Origin of the sequence: Luteolibacter sp. Populi (assembly GCF_040801775.1) — a bacterium.
Lineage (GTDB): Bacteria > Verrucomicrobiota > Verrucomicrobiia > Verrucomicrobiales > Akkermansiaceae > Haloferula.
Genome location: NZ_CP161812.1, coordinates 2,708,070 through 2,728,920, shown reverse-complemented (window position 1 = coordinate 2,728,920; position 20,851 = coordinate 2,708,070). Strand labels below are relative to the sequence as shown.

The window sequence follows — 20,851 nt, the reverse complement described above, 5'->3', positions numbered from 1 at the left end:
GCCTGAAAGGGTCACGGGGCTTTCGATGCCTTCACGGCCATCGGGTCGGAGGATTCGAAGCGCTGGGTGATGGTGAGATCGAAGGAGAAGGGATAGGTCGTCTCGTCGAGATCGAGCATTTCCTCGGACGGTGCGGGCTTGAAGCCCGAGTTCTCCAGCGTGCGGACATTCACCACCACGCTGCGGCTGCCCACGTCGGTCCGGTAAGCTTGGTTGCCAGTGTTGCTCGCCACCTCGTTGAAGATCGCGGAAATCCCCTCGCGGGTGCTCATCAGCGCGAGGCGTTCCATCGTTTCCTCGCGTGCCAGGCCGGTGATCTTCCATTCCTTGACGAAGCCGGTCTTTGCTTGAGCGGGGGCGGATTGGGTCCGGATCGAGTGGGAGAAGGTCTTGGTCAGAACTCCGCTCTTCGGCGGGAACAGCGAGGACAGCAGTTCCATGGATGCCCAAGCCTTTGACCGGTCTTCGAGCAGGTTGTCCCAGTGTTCGATCCGCGTGCGTTCGCTCGTTACCATCGCCAGACGTTGCTTGCCGATTTGGGAATTCTCCGCGTTGAAGGCCCACTCCGGCTGGCGGACCATGGCGATCATCCCCATCATGACCCAGACCAGCGCCAGCGCCGCCACGGCCGCGAAGCCGACTCGGGCAAACTTGGCCAGGTGCAGGAGTTTCATCTCGCCGCGGCCCGGATACAGCTCCGCGGATTCGCGCGGGATTGGCAGCAGGTCCTGGCTGGCCCAGCCTTCCGAGCGGAAGACGGCGAAGGTGTGTGCTGCGGCCAGCGGCGTCTCCGCCGGTGTGGCCAGATGGGCGGCGACCAGCAATTCCGGGAAGTTCGTCCCCATGGCCGGTTCTGCGAAACGCGTGTTCTGCCAGTCCACCTCGTGGATGGAAGTTGCAGGAAAGACGACCTGTACGTCCGCCGCCAATTGAGGGTCCGCGCTGTCGCCGATGTGGAAGAGGAAGATTTCGGGGTCGGCGAGCTCGAGCGCCGCCGCCGTGGTGGAGGTCGCATGTCGCAGGTTCGTCGGCCGGCGTTGGCCGCGGTGCTGGAGCGTGCGCAGCAGGCGCAGGTCGCCGTACTCGTTGAAGAACGCCAGCAGCGTGAAGCGCGGATAGGGCAGGATCGCGATCAGCGGCCGGTTCACCGCATCCAACTTCAAGTCCGGTAGTGCCAGCAGGCACAGCAGGGGCGCGCTCACCGCACGGGTGACGATCGGGAAATTCTTCTCCTCGCCGTAGCGCCGGAGTTCATCGAGGAAAGCGGCCCAGCGGCGGCTCACGCACATGGTGGTGGCGATCGCTTCGCTGCCGGCGGCAGGATAGGGCACCAGGCGCCAGGAATTGTCCGCGGCCGTGACAGAGGAGTCGTCCAGAACGGCCTTCGGATCGTTTTCGATCTGGGTGCGCAGTTCCGTCAGCGCGCCCGGATTGTCGAGCTCGGGCTTGAGCTCGGAAGTCGCGAATTCATCCGCGAGATGAAGGATCAGGCCAATCGCCGGGGCACCCGCCTTTCTGGCAGCGGCCAGCACCTCCTCGGCAAAGGCCGGGATCAGGGTGGCGTCCAGCGCGCAGGCTTCGTCCAGCACGGGACCCGCCGTCCAAGCATGGGTCCGGCGGTCGAAAAGCCAGGAATCAGCCCGGTTTCCATCGACGCGCAAGTGGAGCTGGAGGTCCAGCTCGAGCGCGTTGAGATACCAAGCGGGATTAGCCGCACGGCTCGTGCCCCGCAGGATCGCGCCGGCCTGGCGGAAGCGCTGCAGTGGATTGAGCCCCGAGGGATGTTGGTAGGCGACCAAGGGATTGGGTGGGTAAGGGTGGGAACATCATCGGGGGGAGAAAAAGGTGGGGGAAAGGGGTCTCCCGCCCGCCCGGAGGCGGACGGGAGACAATGGCTGGTTCAGGCGGATCCGAGTGATCTGCCCGAAAGAGCGCTGCGATCACCAATCGGCGTAGGTATCCGAGGCCGGAGCGTAATCGGGGTTGCCGATGGCGTTGGTGATGTAGAGGTCACCGATAATCGGAATCAGGGGGTCGAATTCGTATGCGGGGGCGATGTCAGCCGACGGAGGCGTAGGCTTCTTGAGGTAACCTTGGTTGGCGGCGGTGCCGTCGCCGAAGATCGCGGTCTCCGCGATCGGAGTGCCTTCAAGCAGGCCCTGCATGTTCTGGTGTGCACGAACGGCCTGCTGGGCGTTGCGGATGTTCATGATGTTGGCAGCGCGGTCGGAACCCTTCTTCCAAGCGCGGGCGCCCACGAAGAGGATCGAGATAAGCGAAAGCAAGACGAGGATGACGACCGTCAATTCGAGGAGGGTCATGCCGCTTGCGCGCTTGGAGGTACGTGTCAGTTTCATGTTTGGTGTGTTGTCTATTTTTGGGTGTGTCTTTGTCTTTGTCGTTGTCGGGAGGGAGATCGCACGTGAGAGAATTACAGGATTTCAGTGTCGTCCCGGTTCATTCGTGCGTTCTCGAAAGTGTTTTCGGTGATGAGGCCTTGGCGCATGAGCCTGCGCAGGTTGGCGTCCCACTCGATATTTCCGGCCCTGCGAATTACGTCTTCCAGCGATCTGGCACCGCCGTCGTAATTCGAGATCGCGGAGGCGACCGCGTTGTCGTTGTTCTGCAGGAACTCGTAGGTCAGCACCCGCTTCTGCACCCCGTTCAGGAGGCCTTGCGAGTGGATGAAGATAAGGATTTCCGAAAGCCGGGAGAGGATCGAGGCGTGGTTCTCCTTGGGGTAAAGCTCAAGAATACGGCCGATGGTCTTGACAGCACCGGTGGTGTGTAGCGTGGAGAGTACCAAGTGGCCGGTTTGTGCCGCTTCCATGCATGTTTCCATGGCTTCGCGATCCCGGATTTCCCCCAGCAGGATCACGTGGGGCGCTTTCCGGAGGACGTCCTTGAGACCCTGGCGGTAGGAGTGGACATCGCGACCGACTTCCTGCTGCGTGACCACGCTGGGGCAGGGGATGCGGCGGCCCGGATACTCCGGATCCTCCATATCGTCCGGATACTGGTACTCGATGGGGTCTTCCACCGTCACGATGTGCTTGCCGTGGTTGCGGCGCAGCCAGTCGATCAGCGCGGCGAGAGTGGTCGATTTGCCGGAACCGGTTGGGCCGGTCACGAGGCAGAGGCCGGCGCGCTTCTGCACCGCTTGGCGCAGGATGGTGTTCGTATCGAGGTCGATGCCGAGGCTTTCCAGCTCCGGGATGTAGTCGTTCAAGATACGGCACGTGACGCCGAGGCCGGAGGAACTCAAGTGGGCCTGGATACGCAGGCGGCCGGAGCGCTCGCCGTTCTCGCCCATCGGGATGCCGTCGCAGGAGAAGTCCGACACCTTGCGCTCGGCGAAGTCGCGGATCGCCTTGTCGATCTTGTCTTCGACGCGCTCCTCGATGTTGTCTTCCTCGCCGAAGCCGTGGCTTGCGCTCTCGCGGTTGCTGATCAGGGCCTTCAGGATTTCATCCAGGTGCGCCGCACTCAGGACGCCCAGGAAGTCGATCTTCTCCACACCCTTGTTGGTGTGGATATAGACCGGGCGATCGGAGCGCATCTGGATATCCGAGACACGCAGTTCCTTGCAGGTCCGGAAGATGATTCCCAGCAGCGTCTGCCCGTCCATGCCTGGCGCGAAACGCGGCAACGAGACAGGAGTATTCCTGACGGGTAGCGGTGGCGGTTCGTGTACGGCGGTGAACATGCGGGGAGTGAGAAAAAGTGGGTGGTCGCTTTAGAACTGGGAGCTGATGTGGGAGCTCGTTCCGGCCAGGCGCTCGATCGTCTTGGCCGCGGCCTCTTGAACTTTGGTCGTGAAGCTCAGGCGGTCCTCCATTTCGAGGCGGCGGGCCTCTGAAATCCGTCCCATATCGCCGGATTCCTGCCAGCGGGCGGTCAGCACGCGGTGCTTGGAGAGCGTGTAGTCCAGCATCTCCATTTGCTGGCGCATTTGATCGAGCGTGAAATTCTCCTGATGCTGAAACATCAATTGCAGGGTGTTGGCCGTCGCGGAGGCGGCGGTGAGTGCGGGCCGCGGATCGCTGTCTTCCTTCAGGCAGTAATCCACCGTCATGCGGGCGAGTTGGATTACCTTGTCCGTCAGGACCGGGCGCGTGCCGACCGCAGGCTCGGTCAGGAAGAGCTGATACGCGTTGTAGTTCGCGTAGTTGGAAGGATCGAGATCATAGGCCATCCGCAGCCGGTCTTCGACCTGGCGGCGGAGATAGAATTTGTGGCCGGCAGTGGGGGGGCGGCTGTTGGTGCGCTCCGTCACGGCGGCTTCCAAGCGACCGATCAGGCTGTCGGGGTCGCTAATTTGCGCGGGCGTGCATCCACCATCCTGTTCCTCGCCGTGGTTGTGGCCACAGGATCTGCAAATATTATCCTTGCCGGCGGATTCCACGCCGTGCCAGTCGGAATCGATCCCGCCTTGCACGGCCATCGCGATCACCTGGCCGTAAGGGCTCTGCTTCAGGCCCAGCGGATTCGGGTGGAAGTCGAAATCGCCGCCGGCGGAAAGCTTGCCGGCACCGTACGACCACAGCGCGACGCCGGTCACGGCGAGCACGGATGGGATCATGAGGGTGCGAAGATTCATGGCTAAAACAGCTCTTTTCGGTGTGGGAGGGGAGAGTGTGGCTTGGAAAGCTCAGGCGGCGGCTCGTGCCCGGAAGACCAGGCGCGATAGCGCCACGTAGACCAGCATGATGCCCCCGAAGTAGGCCAGCAGCAGCGGGAACTTGTCCCAGGCGATTGCTCCGAGCTTGTAGCGCAAGCGCTCGGTCGGATCGGCGAAATGATAGTGCGGCGAACTCGTCCAGACCCACTTGGCCAGCGCGTTGCCTTCCAGATCGCCCAACAGCTTCAAATACCCGACCCCGTAGAGCCCGTAAATAGCCAAGGCGCTGGAGGCCATGAAGCCGGTGATGCTCCCGAGTCGCGAGGCCACCGCGCAGGCCAGAGCCACCAGCGGTGCCATCACCACCAGGAACAGGATGGCGTATTGGATATTCGTGGCCAGCCACATGCTGCGCTCGTCCGGCAGGGCCGGGCTGGCGGCCAGCGTGCAAATCGCGGCAGAGATGAGGGGCAGCGGTGCCAGGTAAGTAAAGATCGCGAGCCACATCTCGAAGAGTTGGCGGCCGGCGGAGACACCCGTGGTCAGGAAATATTCACCCAGGCCGGAGCGGGCGTTCGATTCGCCTTGCCGCGCCGCGGTGTAGAAGCCCCAGAAGATCGAAGTGAGCAGTGTCATCGCCCAAGTGGCTTGGGCCAGCGCCGGCTTCAAAAGAGCTGGATTCTCGGTGCCGCTGGAAATCTGCACCAGCAGGAAGGGCAGGACGCCCACACAGAAGGCGCAGACCACCCACGACTTGCGGCGGAAAAGGGTGGCGGTGGTGAGTCGGAAGAGGCGCATGGCGTCAGTTGAGCTGTTGCTTCAGTTCGCTCCACGTTTGCTCCGAACCCGTCGTGTGGCGGATTCCCGACCCTTGGATCACGATCGCGCTGGGCATCCCCATCGAGTCGTAGTCCGGATGACAGCTAACCAGGCGCAGCACCTTCTCGGAGCTGGAGCGCCAGATGTTTTCAAAAATTTCCCGGGCGTATGCGTCCAAGCCGCTGAAGGGCTCGTCCAGCAGCAGGATGTTGCCCTTGTCCGGATCGACCGAATGCTCGGCCATGATCAGGTGCGTCTTGCGGCGGTTACCGGTGGAGAGCTTGCCGTAAGGCTTGCGGACATCGAGCTCCAGCGAGGTCGCCAGATTGATCGAATCCTGAAAGCGGGAGGACGGAAGCATCGCCCGGAAGATTCCCGAGACCGTGATCTCCGGGTCGAAGCGGAGATCTTCCGGCAGGTACTGCGTTTTACCCCGCGCTTCAAACGCGCCATCCACTTGCTTCAAAGTTTTGGATAGTGTGCGCAGCAGGGTCGTCTTGCCCCGGCCATTCCGGGCGATCAGGAAGTGCGTTCCTCCTCCGAGGACGATGTCCTCGGCTGCGGAAGCGATCGGCTTGCCGTAACCAATGGTCAGGCCTGCTTTGAGCTTCAACTGTGGCGATTGCAGATTCATGCTCTATGCAACGTGATCGTTGCGATTTCTACTGATTTCAAACGGATATTCAAGATCAATTAAATATCTGGCGTCCCGTTGGGTCTAGGCTTTATGAATTTTTTGCGAAGTAGGCAATAAATTTTTGAACATTTTCTAAACAGCTTGGTCATCAGGCTTTAGGGAAGTCTCAGAAGTCCCAGAAAACCCGAGTTTATCAGGCCCGCTGGATCATGACGCGGATTTAGGGCCGCGGAGTCGGGTTTTCGCCAGCTTGGCACGCCGATTTTTTTGAAAGCGGTTAGCTGGGAAGGCGCGGTCGGGAGAGAGACCGCTTCAAGCAAAGGCTACACGGTTTTCCGACAATTGATATTCCGTGATCGCGTATAATTTAGGCGGGCCGATGGCGATGGCGCTGGAGCTGGCATGGAGCCACGGCGGATACCTCCCAGGTTTCCGCGGCGGTTTCGCGATTCGTTTTCAGTGTCCTGTGTGGATTGGTGGCGGGTGAGGGGGATTCCATGGATTTTCCGCGTGACCGCTCCCGGGTGCGCTGTCACAACCCGCCCACCGAAGCGCATGGGATCAAAGCTGACTTACCAGCAGGCCGGGGTGGACACGCGTAGAGCGGCCGCCTTGGTCGGCGATATAAAGAGCCACGTGGCCCGCACGCAGCAGAACCGTAAGCTCCTCGGGGCTTTCGGGCTCTTCGCTGCCTGCTACGACCTCAGTGCCTATAAACAACCCGTCATCGTCACTGGCTGTGATGGCGTCGGCACCAAGCTGGAACTGCTCCTTGAGCACGATCTCCTGGAGATCGCGGGCAAGGATTTGGTGGCGATGAGCGTGAACGACATCCTCACCACCGGCGGGGACCCCTTGCTCTTTCTCGATTACATCGGCATCGCCGCTCTGAATGAAGAGAAGATCACCCGCCTGATCGCCGGCATGTGCGATTATCTGGCGGACTGCGATTGCATTCTCGCCGGCGGCGAAACCGCGGAGATGCCCGGCATCGTCCCGCCCGATGTGATCGAACTCTCAGGCTTCTGCATCGGCTGCGCGGAGAAACCCGAGTTGGTCGATCCTTCCACTCTTCAAGTCGGCGACGTCCTCGTCGGCTACGCTTCCGATAGCATCCACGCCAATGGCTGGAGCCTCGTCCGCCGCGTGCTGCGTGAGAATCCGGGCTGCGTCAGCGACGATGAACTGCTCGGATTCCTCCAGCCCACCCGTCTTTACCACGATGTCGTTCGCGACATCCGCAGCGCCGGCGTGAAACCGAAAGCCTTCGCTCACATCACCGGCGGCGGCCTTCCGGAAAACCTGGAGCGCCTGTTCCGCGGCTTCGGTGCCGATCTCGAAATCCCCGCTTGGGACCTGCCCGGTATCGGCAAGCTCTTGGCTCACGTCGATTCAGAGGATCGCTTCCACACCTTTAACATGGGCATCGGCTGGGTCGCCATCGTCTCCCCCGGCGAGGCGGAAAAGATCCTCTCCGCCGGTCCCGGCGGAACGATTCTCGGGACCTTGGTTGACAGCGAGGGCGTTCGGGTGAAAGTCCGCGGCGAGTAAACCACCTCGGGATTTTTCAACCGCGAATGGACGCGAATGAACGCGAATGGGAAACAGCCATCCGGCAGCATCTGCCGTTTGTCCCATCGCGCGACCTGACCCCGTTCGCAGCATCGGCACCGGCCTCTTGCATGAGTGCCTTTTCATTCCCGTTTACTCGCGTCCATTCGTGGTCCAATTCTCAACATCCCCGCGGTTCCTCTTTTAAGGCCACATGAGCGACTCCCTGAAGCACGAATGCGGAATCGCCGCCGTCCGGCTCCGCAAACCGCTGGCTTACTATTACGATCGCTACGGCACCGCGCTGTGGGGTTTCCAGAAGCTTTTCCTGCTAATGGAAAAGCAGCACAACCGCGGCCAGGACGGCGTGGGCATCGGCTGTACCAAGCTGAACATGCCGCTCGGCCAGCCCTACATCTTCCGCCGCCGCGACAGCGATCGCGACGGCTTGGCCAACATCTTCCGCAAGGAGATGAAGGCCTACCACAAGATGGCACGGAAGGGCATCCTCGACACCGAGAAGCCGGATTCGGTCAAGGAGCACTACGACTTCGGCGGGGAGGTCCTGGTCGGCCACCTGCGCTACGGCACCTCCGGCGATTTCGACGCGGGCTCTTGCCATCCCTACCTCCGCCGCAGCAATTGGCCGACCCGCACGCTCATGGTCATGGGCAATTTCAACATGACCAATGCCGCGGAGCTCAACCAGAAGCTCGTCGAGCGCGGCCAGCACCCGGTCTTCGGCACCGACACCCAGACCGTCCTGGAGGAAATCGGCTTCCATCTCGATGAGGCCCACACCGATCTCTACCGCAAGCTGCGGGACGAGGGAGTGGATGGCCGCGACATGCCGGAGCAGATTTCCGCACAGCTCGATCTTGCCCGCATCGTCGGCGAGTCCGCCCAGCCGTGGGACGGCGGCTACTCCATCTGCGGCGTGGTCGGGAATGGAGACATGTTCGTGATGCGGGATCCCCGCGGCATCCGCCCCTGCCACATGCTGGTCACGGACGAGGTGATCGCCTTCGCCTCCGAGCGCGTGCCGCTGATGACCGTCTTCGAAGCGGAAGCTTCGCAGGTGAGGGCTGTCGATCCCGGCAGCATCATCACCATCAAGTCCGACGGCACCTTCAGCGACCGCCAATTCGCCCCGCCGCAGAAATACACGCCCTGCTCCTTCGAGAAGATCTACTTCTCCCGCGGCAATGACCCGCTGATCTACCGGGAGCGGAAGGCGATGGGCGCCTCCCTGGTTCCGCAGATCATCGATGCGATCGACGGTTCTTTCGACAAGGCGGTCTTCTCCTTCATCCCGAACACCGCGGAAACCGCCTACTATGGCCTGATGGACGGCCTCCGTCTCTTCCGCCGCCAGCAAGTCCGCTCCTCCATCCTCGAAGCGCAGGCCAGCGGCGAGCTGACGCCCGAACTGCTCGACGATCTCATCCTCCGCAATTGGCCGCGGGGCGAGAAGATCGCGCACAAGGACATCAAGATGCGGACCTTCATCGCCCAGGAGCGGGGCCGCGATCAACTCGTTTCCCACGTTTACGACATCACCTACGGCGTCGTGCGGAAGGATGACGTCCTGGTGGCTCTCGATGATTCGATTGTCCGCGGCACCACGCTCAAGAAGTCGATCCTCAAGATGCTCGCCCGCACCTCGCCGCGGAAGATCGTGGTCTGCTCGACCGCCCCGCAGATCCGCTACCCGGATTGCTACGGCATCGACATGTCGGAACTCGGCAAGTTCATCGCCTTCCAGGCCGCCATCGCCCTCCATCGCCGCGCCGGTAGGCAGGCGCTGCTCGACAGCATCTACGACGAATGCCGTAGCGAGCTGAAGAAGCCCGCCACCGAAATGGTCAACCGCGTGAAGGGCGTCTACGAAGCCTTCACCCCGGAGGAGGTCTCTGCGGAGATCAGCCGCATGGTTTCGCCCGAGGACATCGATTGGGACGGCCAGGTGGATGTGATCTTCCAGAAGATCGACGACCTCCACGCCTCGATCAAGGGGCCCTGCGGCGACTGGTATTTCACCGGCAATTACCCTACCCCCGGAGGCTACGCGACCGTGAATGCCGCCTACGTCCGCTGGTATGAAGGCATCGGCGGTCGCAGCTACGGCCTGCAGCTCTGAAATGTGGTCCGCAACGGGTAGTGTGCGGACCATCTCTCTTAAACCACTGATTCCTAAAGCATCCGGGGCTCCGGATCATCCGTTTTCAAAAATTTTTCATAAAATTTGGAAATCTGGATGCCCGGACTGCGATTGGATCAGTAATGACGAGCTTCCCTCCCAACGAGAAACCCCTGACCGGCACGGACGTTCCGGGGGGTGCGCTCCGCAAGGAAAGGGTTCACGCAGGGATGAATCTCGTCTTGGCACCGTTTGGGAGCGCAAGCTCCCCGGTGCCGACCAATTTCCAATTACCGGCCCGCTTGTCGGGGGGAACGGTTGCCAACCGCGAAGAATCAGAAGCGAAGCAAGGTCGGGGGGCCATGCTCGCGGAGATCCCGAGCCGGCACCGTCTGCCAATCGGCCGGTTCAACGGGATCGGCGTACCAAGGGTCGGGGGACCCCGCCATGCGCCGTTCCCGAAGCTCTCCAGGTTGTCGGCGTAGTAGTATTCAAGCGCTGCCGGGGTCGGGGGACCCCGGCGCGCTGAAGCCGATCTCCTCGTCCACACACACACACGGTTTGAAGAAAACCGGGACTGAACGATCCGGGGGGATCGGAGACAGTCCCGGTTTTTTCGTGTCCCCACCGGTAGGGCTGCGGTGGCCCGCCGCGCCGGATCCGCCCTACCGGCCCACGCAAAATCCATCGACATCCCGCCTCGGGAGAGAGATGTCTGCGGCGCGCTCCCGGCATTTTTCAATGCCAGCTCCCCCAGCGATGGATCTCTTGCTCCGCATCAAATGGCGTCCCGGCATCGGCGACCCGACCTTCATGGGCTGGTTCACGGTCGCTGCCTATGCCGTCGCTGCCTTCTTCGCATGGCGGGCTTACAAAAGGCGAAATGGCCAGATCTGGTTTTGGGTGACCGTGCTCATGGCCGCGCTCTGCATCAACAAGCAGTTCGACCTCCAGTCGCTCGTCACTGACCTGGGACGCGAAGCCGCCAATTGGGGCGGCTGGTATTCCAAGCGGCGCGGCGTGCAAAAGTGGTTCGTGATCGTCGTGATCGCCGGGGCCGGCGTCTTCGCCTGCTGGTTCGCCTGGCGCTTCCGGAACTTCCTCAAAGGCCACAAGCTCCTCGCCGCCGGACTGCTGTTCCTCCTCACCTTCATCGTTGTCCGCGCGATCTCCTTTCATCATGTGGATGTCTTCCTGAAGACCCGCCTCGCCGGACTGAAGATGAATTGGATTCTGGAGCTGACCGGGATCGTCCTGATTGCCGCGGCTGCAATCTGCGAGGGGGTGTCTCCGTCGGCCCGCCGCGGCAGGGCACGGACGCGGAGTTGAATTCCCGCCAGCGGGAAATCCTCCCATGCACCGGGTGGTCCCTGACAGGGACGGAGCCTCCGGGCGATAATGCAACCGCTTCCGGCGATTTCGCCACTGGAGGGAATCCGGCCCATTCCGGATTCTTCCAGGTCTCGGTCCTACACCTCCTATGAAGCTTCAATCCTCCAAACTCCTCCGGCTCGCCGCAACAGGCTCCGCCGGCTTCGCTCTCGCACAGTCCATCCAGGCGGCGACGATCCTCACCGGTTCCGGTCTGGGGAATAACGCCAACATTCCCGCCGGTCACGGTAGCAATGCCGTCGGTACTCCGGACATCGCTCTCACCTGGAGCCCGGTTAGCCTCACGACTCCATCGGCGAACGTCTGGCAGGCTTACACCGGTTGGCCGAATGGCGGGGGCCAGACCTACCAGTTGGATGCTCCGGCTTCGGGCTACACGGGTGCCGTCACCTACGGCATCAGCCTCACTCCGTCTTCCGCCACCATCGCCGTGATTTTGACCTCGCTCACGTTGAACGACTGGAGCGGTCCCGCTGCCGTGGGCTTGCAGAACACGACCCTGAATTGGAGCGTGGTCGGCAGCTCCTCGGGACTGCTCGGATCGGGCACGGGCCTGGTGGTGCCCAACGGGACCGCCCCCCAGCTCAATCTGAATTACCAAGGTGTCGGCGGAGAAACCCTCACCCTCAATCTCACCCCGACCGGCGGAGCCGGTTCATACTTCGCGGTCGATAATCTGAGCTTCGACCAGGTGACGGTCCCGGAGCCCTCCGGCGCGATCCTCGCGGTCGCGGGACTCGGTGCCTTGGCCCTGCGCCGCCGCCGCTAAGCCTGCCGCAGTTTTTCAAAGCCCGCATCGGCGTCGCGCGATGCGGGCTTTTTCTTTTCAAACAAGGCCAGCCCGCCATCGTCGGATCGCATGAGAGCGGAGGCAATCGAGGCGCTGGAACGCGGCGATATCGACGCGGCGCTCGCCCTCTGGTCGCGGATCACCGCTGGCGATGCCTCTGCCGCGTCCTTGCTGGAACATGCCACCTTGTTGCAGCAACTCTATCGCAGCGGGGAGGCATCACTTTTGTGGGAGCGCCTGCTGGATCATCCGGGAGCGACGACCGACCATCTGCTCGCCGCAGGCAAGCAATGGTTCCAACTAGTCCGCTTCGCCGGATGTGCCCGCTTCACCGCCCGGGCGATGGAGCTGGATCCCAACTCCCCCGACACTGCCGCCATGCATGCCGCCGCCTTGGAACGCGCGGGTGAGAAGGAGCAGGCGGAGCAGGTGATTCGCGGCACCTTGGAACGGCATCCCCATCACTTGCGCCTGGTCAGGCTGCTGGCACACATCGAGCGGCGGGACGGGCGCTTCCAGCAGGCCCAAGAGAGGCTGGAGAAACAACTGGCAGCGGTGGAGTCGGCAGAAGACTGGCGCCTGCGCTACGAACTCGCCGCGGTGCTGGATCGCATGGGCGACTACCCCGGAGCCATGCGCGAGCTGGAACTCGCGAAGCGCCAGCTTGAGCCGGCGTCCGCCAGTATCCGGCCGACGTGGCGGGCCATGACGGATCGCCAGTGGGAACTCACCCGTGCCCTCTCTCCCGAGCGCCTCCGCAGCTGGCAGGCACCCGCCCTTGGTTCTCCCCGGCGGATTTGCTTGCTGGCCGGATTCCCGCGCTCCGGGACGACCTTGCTAGAGCAGGTTATCACCACTCATCCCGGATGCATCGGGACCGATGAGTCGGGCATCCTCAGCACTCAATTCCGTGATCCCATAGTCTTCGGAGCAAGCTCGGCGGCGAATGTCCTGACGGAACTGGATGGCTACGACGAGGCGGCCCTCACCGCCGGCCGGGCGGAATACTTCCGCTGCACCGCCGATGTGCTCGGTGAAGATCCGGGGAACCGAATGCTCATCGAGAAGGACCCCTTGCTCACGGCGGATTTGGCCGTTCCCCTCCGTTTGTTTCCGGAAGCCAAGCTGCTCATCCCGTTGCGCGATCCCCGCGACGTCGTGATCAGCTTCTACTTCACGATCGTGCCGGGCGCTCCGAACAGCGTGGCTTCGGCCACCTTGGCGGAGTCCTGCCAGTACTACGCGGAGATGATGCGCCACTGGCTTCTGCTGCGCGAGCGGCTCGATCCATCGCGCTGGATGGAATCGCGCTACGAGGACCTCCTCGCCGATCCCGAGCAACAGACCCGCCAGCTCGCCGCCTTCCTTGGTCTCGTTTGGCGACCGGAAATGCTGGCCCATCACCAGCGCTCCGGCGCGCGTGCGATCGGCACCCCCACCTATGACGATGTATCGAAGCCGCTCTACACCCGCTCGCTGGAGCGGTGGCGGCACTACGAAGCTTGGCTTGAGCCGCATATGCATCATCTCCAGCCCTACCTCGATGCCTTCGGCTACCGATGATTCGCCGGCTCGGCATGCCTGCGGGCAAAGCAGTCTCAGGAGCTTTTCTTTTTGAGATGATAGGCGTAGCCACTCTCTCCTGTTTTCAGCAGCGTGAATTGCCCAGCCGCATCGCCGATGAAAGGACTCGCCCTGCTATTCGCCACGACCCTGACCGCATCGGCTGCCGATGCCGATTGGAGCACCTATCTCGGTGACAAGGCCTCAAGCCACTATTCGACACTCACCGACATCACCCCGGAAAATGTCGCCCGCCTAGCCCCGGCTTGGACCTATCAATCCGGCGGCACCGACGCCCAGAACCGCTCGCAGATCCAGTGCAATCCCCTGGTCGTGGGCGGCGTCCTCTACGGCACCTCGGCGGACTTCCAACTCTTCGCCGTCGATGCCGCCACCGGCGAGAAGAAGTGGAGCTACGATCCCGCCTCAGAGGGCTTCCCGAAGGGCGGCGTGAACCGCGGCCTCGTCCACTGGTCCGGCGATGGCGAATCGCGGATCTTCTACGCGAACGACCGCTTCCTCCACGCCATCGATGCGAAGACCGGCAAGCGCGTCCCGTCCTTCGCCAAGCAGGGCAGCCTCGATCTCAAGGCCAACCTTGGCGCGAATGCCGGCGACCTCTACCTCTCCGCGAATACTCCCGGAGTGATTTTCCGCGACCTGCTGATCATGGGCATGCGCCTCGGGGAAGGACCCGCACCCGCCGCTCCGGGCCCGGTCCGCGCCTTCAATGTCCGCACTGGCGAGCTGGTCTGGCGTTTCAATACGATCCCGCTCCCCGGCGAGCCCGGCTACGAAACCTGGCCGCCCGAAGCTCACAAGTCGGTCGGCGGCGCGAATGTTTGGACCGGCTTCGCCCTTGATGAAGCGCGCGGCCTCGTCTTCTGCCCCACCGGCTCGGCCGCCTTCGACTTCTGGGGCGGCGACCGCATCGGCCAAAACCTCTACGCGAATTGCCTGATCGCTCTCGATGCGAATACCGGCAAGCGCGTCTGGCACTTCCAATTCGTCCACCACGATCTCTGGGACCGCGATCTCCCGGCCCCGCCGAACCTGATCACCGTGAAGCAAGGCGGCCGCTCCATCGCCGCCGTCGCGCAGGTCACGAAATCCGGCCACGTTTTCGTCTTCGAGCGGGAGACCGGCAAGCCGCTCTTCCCGATCGAGGAGAAGCCGGTCCTGCCCTCCGATCTGCAGGGCGAGTCCGCCTGGCCCACCCAGCCTTTCCCGGCCAAGCCAGCGCCCTTTGCCCGTCAGGTGCTGGACGAGGCGCAGGTCACCGACGTTTCGCCGGAGGCCCGCAAGGCCGTGCTGGAGCGCCTCGCGCAGGTCCGTAAGTCCGCGCCCTTCACCCCCCCGAGCGAGCAGGGGACCATCATCTTCCCGGGCTTCGACGGCGGCGCGGAGTGGGGCGGCGCGGCGGCGGATCCGGACGGCATCCTCTACGTGAATTCCAATGACATGCCCTGGATCCTGACCATGGTCCCGGCGCAGGGCGGCGGTAGCTCGGCCCCCGCCACCGGCGAGGCGATCTTCGCGCAAGTCTGCGCCGCCTGCCACGGCACCGACCGCAAGGGCAATCCGGCGCAGAACGTCCCTTCGCTCGTCGACATCGCCACCCGCCTCAAGAAGCCCGACGTCGATGCTCTTCTCAAGACCGGCAAGGGCGTGATGCCCTCCTTTGCGTTTCTCACCGATACGCAGCGGGGAAAACTGGCCGCCTACCTTTTTAACGAAGCTCCCGCCAATGACCCCGGCCGCAAGGAGGAACCCGGTGGCGAAGGCCTCGCCGCGGTGCCCTACTCGACCACCGGTTACAACCGTTGGCTCGATCCGCAGGGTTACCCCGCCGTGAAGCCGCCCTGGGGTAGCCTCCACGCCATCGATCTGAACGATGGCAGCTACAAGTGGAGCGTCCCGCTCGGCGAATACCCGGAGCTTACTGCCAAGGGCATTCCGAAGACCGGCACCGAGGGCTATGGCGGCCCCGTCGTCACCGCGGGTGGTCTGATCTTTATCGCCGCCAGCCGGGACGAGCATATCCGCGCCTTCGACCGTAAAACCGGTAAGGAACTCTGGAAGGCCAAGCTCCCCGCAGGCGGCTATGCTACCCCGGCCACCTATTCCGTACATGGCCGCCAATACCTCGTTGTCGCCTGCGGCGGCGGCAAGATGGGCACCAAGAGCGGGGATGCTTACGTCGCCTTTGCCCTGCCCGAGTGATGGGAAAAAGGGCCTTTGTGCGGCATTTTTGAGTTTATTGAATGTCTTGTTTATTGCTTGTATTGAGAGAGTTGCATAATTTTAAGGAACTCTAAATTCAACTTCGTCATAACTTGACCAGACAATAATCCTGTACTACGCGATCGCGTAATGGGAAGATCTTCGTCCTTATTAAATAGTGTGGCCGTCTTAGAGATCGACCCCCGTTCTCTTTCGACATCCCCTACAGACATCCCCCTAATCCCCCATGACGACTGTGCAACGTTCGTTCGCGGAGGCCCCGGCGCTTCCGTTTGTTCCCCACACCCCCGGCGACCCGCGCGAGATCCAAGTGATGCTCGGCGGTCGCTTTGCGCGTCCCAATCGGAAGCGCTATCATTATCCTTCGCTGGCAGCGGCGATGGTTTGCCTGCTCGCCTCCACTACCGCCCTGATGGTCACCTCGCGCCATGTCGAGGCGGAGATCATTTCTTGGGTGCCAGCGGTCCAACAGACTGTCGATCAAGCCAGGACGGCGATGCTCGGCAGGACCGACCACAACCGAATTAGCTTTAACAGTCGCGATTTCCGCTGAAGTCGGATCGCGCTGATCCAGTTCCAATCGGCCAAGGTGGATCCATTCTGCCTTGGCCGATTTCTTTCTCGCGGGTCGCGAACTAACGGCGGTTTCTGCCGGTGACGATTTTGTCCCTTAGCGGACCGATTGCTTATCACAAGGGAGCCAGTTGCCTTCCGATTAAAGCTAATGCTACGGATATCCTGAATTTATGCTGGTATAGGCCTTCCACCTGTGCAGATTGCAAACTCGCCGCTGGCAGGCTTCTGTTCTTGTTGGAGGCCATGTCATCGCAAAGGCGCTTCCCTCTCGAAGCAAAGATCCGCCGCCCTCCTAATAGATGTCTCCCTTCTCCCGTCAGCGGGCCACCGTCGCCGTCCTCGGTGCCGCCCTCGTCCTCCCCGTCGCTTGGTATCTGCTGAGCACCGAATCTTCCCGGGCCCCGGCCGTTTCCGCCCGCGAAGAAATCGGCGCTTCACCGGTCCGCTCCTCGCCGCCTGCAAAGTTCCGGACGGCGCTGCCCGTCGCCCTGGCTGCCGCCGATTCCGCGGCGCATGTGATCGGCTCGCAGTGGCAATCGGCCGCGCAGCCTGAATTCGCAGCCTTCTCCGCCTGGTCCGGCCGCTACCTCGCCGCCCCGGTCGCCGAGCGTGCCGCCATGCTCCCGGAGGGCATCGCCGCCGCGACCGCGCGCCGCGCGCTGCTCGTGAAGATGATCCGCGAGAACCCGGAGCAAGCGCTCGCCGCCGCCGTGCCGGTGATGGTCCGCAAGGATCTGCCACAAGCGATCACCGCTCTGCTGGAAGAGCGCGTGTCCGGCCAAGGCTCGATCGAGATGCTCTCTGCCACCCCGGTGGCCGGCCAGACCACCTTCATCAATCCCTCTTCCCGCCACGCGCTGGTGGGTCGCACGGAGTATGAAGCCTTCCCCTACGGTCGTCGTGCCGCGCTGAATTACCTGCCGGATGTCTCCATCCTCGGCATCGCTCTGGACGGCTCCCTCGCGGTGAGCGACTCGCCAGTCCGGGTGCTGGAAGCGGGCGAGCAGGCGGACGGCCGCGAGGTTATCAGCACCTGTCCGGTCTCGGGCATCGAAACTTCCTTGGCCGGAAATGAACCGCTCAATACCGAAGCGGTCACTGCCGTGGAGACACAGGGCCGCATTCGCGTGGTCTGCCAGACCAGCCACGTCAGCACCCTCGAGCGTCAGCTCATTAGCGGCGAGGGCCTGCAGGCGAACGGCCTCCCGGGATCCAGTGCCGTTAGCGGCAAGCCTTCCTATGCCCATACCCACGGGACGAAGAAAGTGCTCATCATCCGCGTGGACTTCACCGACGTGCCCGGCACGCCGGTGAACGGCTTTGAAAACACCGATACGATCACGCCGGAGATCGCGGTGGGGCGTTTTAATGACGCTGGTGGACTGAAGGACTACTACGAGCAAGTCAGCTACGGCCAGACTTCGCTGAGTGTCGCGCCGCTCGTCGCCGGGGTCTCCCCGGACGTCACCCCCGTGCTGCGGATGCCCGCCACCGCCTCCAGCTATGTCACCGCGGGGGCGGCAGGAGTCGGCAATGCCACCCTGATGCATGCGGACGCCCAAACTCTTGCGACGGCTGCCGGCTACAATATGGCGAACTACGACCGCATCGGGCTGGTCTACACCTTTCTGGGGGATCTTCCGGGCAGCAAGATGAGCTTTGGCGGCCTGGGTTCCACGCCCGGGAAGAATTTTTGGACCAATGGCAGCTACGATTTCAGCATCATCGCCCACGAAGTCGGCCACACCTACGGCCTGAACCACTCGAGTTCCTGGCTGGTTACCGATGACAATCCGGTTTCGCCCGCCGGGGACTTGGTCGAGTACGGCGACACCTCGGACATCATGGGAGACGGTGGTCTGATCACCAACGAGTTCAACCACTGGAACAAGAGCATTGCCCAGTGGCTGCCGGATGCCGCGGTCACCACCATCAACATCGGCGGCACCTACCGCGTCTATCGTTTCGACCACCCCGGCGCGAATCTTGCAAACCAGCTCGCGCTGAAGGTCGTCCGCAATCGCACGCAGGACTACTGGATCGGCTACCGTCGTGCCACGGACAACTCCAACTTCGACAATGGTGCCTATGTCGTCTGGGGAGCCAACCGGAATACCAACGGTCTGCTGCTCGACTTCAATACACCCGGTGACGATGTCGGCGACGCCCCGCTGGCGGTCGGCCAATCCTTCAACGACACGGCCAGCGGCATCACGCTGACCACCGTCGCGCAAGGCGGCAGCGGCGCGGACGAGTATCTGGACGTGCAGGTCGCTTTCCAGCCTCGCGTCGCTTGGACGCAATCCGGATACAGCGTGGACGAGCAGGCCGGCACCGCCTCGCTGACCCTGACCCGCAGCAATAATTCCGCCGGCGCGGTCAGCGTGCATTGGGCCACGGCTCCCGGCACCGCCACATCCCCGGCCGACTTCTCCACTAGCAGCGGCGACGTGACTTGGGCGAATGGCGATGGCAGCGACAAGATCATCACCATCCCGATCACTGCCGACTCCACCCCCGAAGGTCCCCAGGACTTCACCGTCACTCTCAGCGCGCCGAGCGGCGGCACCATTGTTGATGATCCTGCAGCCACCGTGAGCATCGTCGAGGGTGGCACGAACGATGGATCCTTTGCCCTGAAATTCATCGATAGCGTCGTGCGGAAGGTGCTGGTCCAGCCGGACGGCAAGCTTCTGATTGCCGGCCCTTTCACGGAGGTGGAAAACACGACCCGCGTCGGCATCGCCCGCATGACTGCGGCGGGTGACATGGACACGAGCTTCGCCGCCGGCGGCGCGGACTTAGACCGCGAGGTGAACGACATCGCGCGCCAGCCCGATGGCAAAATCCTCGTCGTCGGCGACTTCGACCACATGATGGGAGTCGCCCGCAATAAGGTCGCCCGCTTGAATGCCGACGGTACCATCGACCCGGGTTTCGATCCCGGTGCCGGCCCGGATGGCGCCGTATACGCCGTGTTGGTGCAGCCCGACGGGAAGGTGCTGATCGGTGGTGGGTTCACCAGCTATGCTGGCAGCGCCCGCGAGTATGTCGCCCGCCTGAATGCCGATGGCAGCTTGGATAGCAGCTTCACCGGCCCGAATTTCGGGTCGACCGGCGGCTGGCAGGTTCTCGCGCTGGCTTTGCAGGCGGACGGCAAATTGCTAATTGGAGGCGACATCTATTTCAGTGGCAGCTCCTTCAAGTCAGGGATTTGCCGCGTCACCACGAGCGGTGCGTTGGATCCCGCCTTTGATGGAGTGACCCATGGAGCCCACTTGCTAGATGACCCTGGCAGCCCGTATGGGGTCCGGTCCATCGCAGTCCAGCTTGACGGAAAGATCCTGATCGCCGGCAGTTTCACCGCCTTCAATAGCGTGGCTCGCGGCGGCTTCGCCCGGCTCACTGCAACAGGGGCGCTGGACACCGGGTTTCCCGCGACTAGTGGCGGCACTTGCAATACCATCATGGTCCAACCGGATGGCAAAATCGTGGTCGGAGGCGATTTCGGCGACTTCAATGGCGTTGAAGTTTACAACCTCGTACGCTTGAACAGTAGCGGGGTGGTGGATATCCCCTTCAGCGCCGCAGGCAGTCCGAATGCTGCGGTGAACTGCTTGGCCATGCAAGCGGACGGCAAGATCGTCTTTGGCTGCGACTATGCCAACTTCCAGAATGTGGTGGACCCCGAGCCCATCTGGCGCGTGTTCGGCGGTCTCCCTGGCCTGCCGGGCACCTTGCAGCTCAGCTCGCCCACGGTCAGCACGCCCGAGGGCGGCAGCGTCACCCTCAGCGTCACCCGCACCGGCGGCTCCAGCGGAGCGCTCAGCGTGAACTACGCCACCGTCCCCGGCAGTGCGGACGCCTCCGATTTCACTCCCGTTAGCGGCACCCTTTCTTGGGCAAGTGGCGATACGGTCGTGAAGAACATCACCATCCCGATCACCACCGACGCGCTGGATGACCTTGGCGAGACCTTCACCGTGAATCTCGGCCAGCCCCTGCGCGGCGGCGCGATCCTCGGCAGCACCCAGGCGAGCCTCGTCACCATCGGCGCTCCCGCTCCGATCACCGCCTACCAGACCTGGAAGAATGCCAAGTTCACTCCGGAGGAACGGGAAAGCATCGGCATCAGCGGCGACGACTCGGACCCGGATAGCGATGGCATCGTGAACCTTCTCGAGTTCGCCTTCAACCTCGCCCCGAAGACCGCCAGCCTCACCGGCATCCCGACCGGGGCCCTGCAGAACATCGGCGGCAGCGACTACCTCACCCTCAGCTTCCGCCGCCAACTCGCCGCACCGGAGCTGACCTACATCCCGCAGGTCAACCTCGACCTTCCCGGCACTTGGCTTGAGAATGCCATCCTCGTCGGCACGCCCGTCAGCAATGGCGACGGCACGGAAACCGTCACCTACCGCAGCAGCACCCCGAAGACCGCAAGCGAGCACGGCTTCATGCGGCTGAAGGTCACGCTGGCCACTTAAGACCATGAGGCGTTTGCCTCGCCCCGTTGAT

General features: G+C 62.8%; 14 protein-coding genes. 8 read left to right on the top strand and 6 right to left on the bottom strand.

All coding sequences use genetic code 11. From position 1 onward, the window contains the following. Nucleotides 1-11: 11 nt before the first annotated feature. The 6 genes from ABWK72_RS10875 to ABWK72_RS10850 form a co-directional block, all read right to left on the bottom strand. Nucleotides 12-1,799, bottom strand: a complete 1,788-nt coding sequence (locus tag ABWK72_RS10875; protein WP_367874816.1) for a hypothetical protein — start codon at nucleotides 1,797-1,799, stop codon at nucleotides 12-14. A 141-nt stretch (nucleotides 1,800-1,940) separates the two neighbouring features. Further along, nucleotides 1,941-2,357: a hypothetical protein gene (locus ABWK72_RS10870; RefSeq protein ID WP_367874815.1), complete on the bottom strand. Its 417-nt coding sequence runs from the start codon at nucleotides 2,355-2,357 to the stop codon at nucleotides 1,941-1,943. 74 nt (nucleotides 2,358-2,431) lie between these two features. Then, on the bottom strand, nucleotides 2,432-3,706 hold the full coding sequence (locus ABWK72_RS10865; protein WP_367874814.1) for a type IV pilus twitching motility protein PilT: 1,275 nt from the start codon (nucleotides 3,704-3,706) through the stop codon (nucleotides 2,432-2,434). Between the two features lie 30 nt (nucleotides 3,707-3,736). Further along, nucleotides 3,737-4,582, bottom strand: a complete 846-nt coding sequence (locus tag ABWK72_RS10860) for a hypothetical protein (protein ID WP_367874813.1) — start codon at nucleotides 4,580-4,582, stop codon at nucleotides 3,737-3,739. 69 nt (nucleotides 4,583-4,651) lie between these two features. Beyond that, nucleotides 4,652-5,419 (bottom strand): hypothetical protein, encoded by a 768-nt coding sequence (locus ABWK72_RS10855; RefSeq protein WP_367874812.1) that lies wholly within the window; start codon nucleotides 5,417-5,419, stop codon nucleotides 4,652-4,654. Nucleotides 5,420-5,423: 4 nt separating this feature from the next. Further along, a complete protein-coding gene (locus ABWK72_RS10850) occupies nucleotides 5,424-6,074 on the bottom strand; it encodes an ATP-binding cassette domain-containing protein (RefSeq protein WP_367874811.1) in 651 nt (216 codons plus the stop codon). Between the two features lie 558 nt (nucleotides 6,075-6,632). Here ABWK72_RS10850 and purM point away from each other — a divergent pair. The 8 genes from purM to ABWK72_RS10810 all read left to right on the top strand — a co-directional run bounded on the left by purM (nucleotide 6,633) and on the right by ABWK72_RS10810 (nucleotide 20,820). Next, a complete protein-coding gene (gene purM, locus ABWK72_RS10845) occupies nucleotides 6,633-7,628 on the top strand; it encodes a phosphoribosylformylglycinamidine cyclo-ligase (protein ID WP_367874810.1) in 996 nt (331 codons plus the stop codon). 214 nt (nucleotides 7,629-7,842) lie between these two features. Next, entirely contained in the window at nucleotides 7,843-9,768 is a 1,926-nt protein-coding gene (locus tag ABWK72_RS10840; RefSeq protein WP_367874809.1) for an amidophosphoribosyltransferase, read from the top strand. A gap of 741 nt (nucleotides 9,769-10,509) precedes the next feature. Beyond that, nucleotides 10,510-11,097, top strand: a complete 588-nt coding sequence (locus ABWK72_RS10835; protein WP_367874808.1) for a hypothetical protein — start codon at nucleotides 10,510-10,512, stop codon at nucleotides 11,095-11,097. Between the two features lie 151 nt (nucleotides 11,098-11,248). Continuing rightward, on the top strand, nucleotides 11,249-11,929 hold the full coding sequence (locus tag ABWK72_RS10830) for a PEP-CTERM sorting domain-containing protein (RefSeq protein WP_367874807.1): 681 nt from the start codon (nucleotides 11,249-11,251) through the stop codon (nucleotides 11,927-11,929). Between the two features lie 90 nt (nucleotides 11,930-12,019). Then, entirely contained in the window at nucleotides 12,020-13,513 is a 1,494-nt protein-coding gene (locus ABWK72_RS10825) for a sulfotransferase (RefSeq protein WP_367874806.1), read from the top strand. A gap of 117 nt (nucleotides 13,514-13,630) precedes the next feature. Continuing rightward, nucleotides 13,631-15,736 carry a PQQ-binding-like beta-propeller repeat protein gene (locus ABWK72_RS10820; protein WP_367874805.1) on the top strand — a complete coding sequence of 702 codons (2,106 nt, stop codon included), beginning with the start codon at nucleotides 13,631-13,633 and terminating at the stop codon, nucleotides 15,734-15,736. A gap of 247 nt (nucleotides 15,737-15,983) precedes the next feature. After that, a complete protein-coding gene (locus ABWK72_RS10815) occupies nucleotides 15,984-16,310 on the top strand; it encodes a hypothetical protein (protein ID WP_367874804.1) in 327 nt (108 codons plus the stop codon). Nucleotides 16,311-16,632: 322 nt separating this feature from the next. After that, on the top strand, nucleotides 16,633-20,820 hold the full coding sequence (locus ABWK72_RS10810; protein WP_367874803.1) for a Calx-beta domain-containing protein: 4,188 nt from the start codon (nucleotides 16,633-16,635) through the stop codon (nucleotides 20,818-20,820). Nucleotides 20,821-20,851: the final 31 nt, after the last annotated feature.